This window comes from Streptomyces sp. NPDC059355, assembly GCF_042752335.1.
Lineage (GTDB): Bacteria > Actinomycetota > Actinomycetes > Streptomycetales > Streptomycetaceae > Streptomyces.
Genome location: NZ_JBHYXN010000115.1, coordinates 1 through 1,360 on the forward strand (window position 1 = coordinate 1; position 1,360 = coordinate 1,360).

At 65.2% G+C, this 1,360-nt stretch carries 1 protein-coding gene; it reads right to left on the reverse strand.

The window, feature by feature from the left end; all coding sequences use genetic code 11:
* Positions 1–17: 17 nt before the first annotated feature.
* Positions 18–1,303 (reverse strand): IS3 family transposase gene (locus ACFXGI_RS38740; RefSeq protein WP_384717795.1). Its coding sequence is split into 2 segments (ribosomal slippage): positions 18–1,030 and positions 1,030–1,303, totalling 1,287 coding nucleotides; the frame shifts between segments, so codons are not numbered across the junction.
* Between the last annotated feature and the right edge of the window lie 57 nt (positions 1,304–1,360).

The window sequence follows — 1,360 nt, forward strand, 5'->3', positions numbered from 1 at the left end:
GGTTTGTTGGCCGGTGATCAGTCGGCCAAGGGTTCTGGGTCAGCGTAGTGGGCTGCCTCGAACTCGGCTGGGCTGATCATGCCCAGACTTCCGTGCAACCGACGGTTGTTGTACCACTCGACCCAGGAGGCGGTGGCGTACTCGACGTCCGAGACCGTCTTCCAGGGCCCGTCGTGGAAGACTTTGGTCCGTATGCACTCGGCCTTGTAGAGGCCGTTGATCGTCTCCATCAGCGCGTTGTCATACGCGTCCCCGACGCTGCCGATCGAGGGGCGGATGCCCTCGATGCTCAGGTGCTCGGTGAAGCGCACACTCGTATATTGCGACCCGGCATCCGAATGATGAATGAGCTGGCCGCGTCCCACGGGGTTGCCCTCGTGAGTACGGCGCCACAACGCCATTCGAAGTGGCACGTCTACCAGCTCCACGTCTCGCTTGACCGAGGCGTGCCAGCTCACGATCTTCTGGGAGAAGCAGTCAACGATGAACGCGACGTAGGTGAACGACTGATACGTCCGGACGTAGGTGAAGTCGGTGATCCATTTCCGGTTCGGTGCCGGGGCCGTGAAGTCGCGGTCCAGCAGGTCAGGGGCCCGCGCGTCGGCGCGGTTGGGGATGGTGGTTCTGGGTCTTCGCCCGCGAACCACGCCGTTGAGTCCGAGTGAGCGCATGGCGCGGTCGACGGCGCCGAAGCCGGCCTCGGGGAGGAGGGTGCGGCGGATGAGGGCCAGCATTTTGCGCCGGCCATAGAGGCCCTCAGGAGCCAGCACGTGCTCACCAACCGTGTTGGTGGTGAAGGCCAGGCGGCGGACCGCGTCCTCGACCAGGGCGTCGGTCACGGTTCGGGCCGCGGCCACATTGGACGGACCGGCCGGGGCGCACCAGGCCCGCAAGGTTCGTGCCGCGATCTTCAGACCTACCTGTTCCAGGGCGGTGAGGATCGACTCGACGGCATACCCGGTAGCCCGCATCTGATCGGCGAACGCCACGATCAGCGGTTTCGGGGGTCGAGCTCCCCCGCGAAGAAAATCGTCGCGGACTTCAGCACCTCGTTGACCTCGCGCAGGCGCTTGTTCTCCGCCCGCAGCCTGCGCAGTTCCTCCCGCTCGTCCGTGCTCACGCCCGCCGCCTGGCCGGCGTCGATCTCGTACTGCATCACCCAGCGCCGCACCGACTCCCGGGAGACGCCGAGGGATTCGGCGACCTGGATGTGCAGTGCACGCTCGGAGGAGTACTCCGCTCGATGCTCGGTCACCAGTCTCACGGCCTGGCTACGAAGGGCTGTGTCAATCTTTTTGGGCACGAGACCCATCCTCTCTGATGGCTCACAACGGAGCGGCAGAGAAGTCGGAACGGTTCA